Origin of the sequence: Brasilonema sp. UFV-L1, assembly GCF_012912105.1 — a bacterium.
GTDB lineage: Bacteria > Cyanobacteriota > Cyanobacteriia > Cyanobacteriales > Nostocaceae > Brasilonema.
In genome coordinates this window covers 1-826 of record NZ_QMEA01000299.1, presented here as the reverse complement: position 1 = coordinate 826, position 826 = coordinate 1, and the positions used below count along the sequence as shown (strand labels likewise).

The following is an 826-nucleotide window of genomic DNA, read 5'->3' as shown; positions in this document are numbered from 1 at the left end:
AGGCGACGCCTGCTAGGAGATGAACATCCTGATATCGCACAAAGCCTCAACAACCTGGCGTTACTCTACCATTCCCAAGGAAAATACACAGAAGCTGAACCTTTGTACCAACAAGCTTTGGAACTGTGGCGACGCCTGCTAGGAGATGAACATCCCCATGTCGCAACTAGCCTCAATAACCTGGCAGAACTCTACCGTTCCCAAGGAAAATACACAGAAGCCGAACCTTTGTACCTACAATCATTGGAACTAAGGCGACGCCTGCTAGGAGATGAACATCCTGATATCGCACAAAGCCTCAACAACCTGGCGTTACTCTACCATTCCCAAGGAAAATACACAGAAGCTGAACCTTTGTACCAACAAGCTTTGGAATTCACGCGACGCCTGCTGGGAAATGAACATCCTGATGTCGCACTTAACCTCAACAATCTGGGGGGACTCTACTGCTCCCAAGGAAGATACGCAGAAGCTGAACCTTTGTTGCAACAAGCATTGGAACTCAGGCGACGCCTGCTGGGAGAGGAACATCCCGATGTCGCACTCAGCCTCAACAACCTGGCGAATCTCTACTCTTCCCAAGGAAAATACACAGAAGCTGAACCTTTGTTGCAACAAGCTTTGGAACTAACGCGTCGCCTGCTGGGAGATGAACATCCCTCTGTCGCAACTAGCCTCAACAACCTGGCGAATCTCTACTACTCCCAAGGAAGATACGCAGATGCTGAACCTCTGTACAAACAAGCTTTGGAACTCAGGCGACGCCTGCTAGGAGATGAACATCCTGATATCGCACAAAGCCTCAACAACCTGGCGTTACTCTACC

General features: G+C 49.6%; 1 protein-coding gene. It reads left to right on the top strand.

Annotated elements, in window-relative coordinates; genetic code table 11:
• Positions 1-826, top strand: an 826-nt coding sequence (locus tag DP117_RS34255; protein WP_169222591.1) for a tetratricopeptide repeat protein, incomplete at both ends; no start/stop codon positions are given.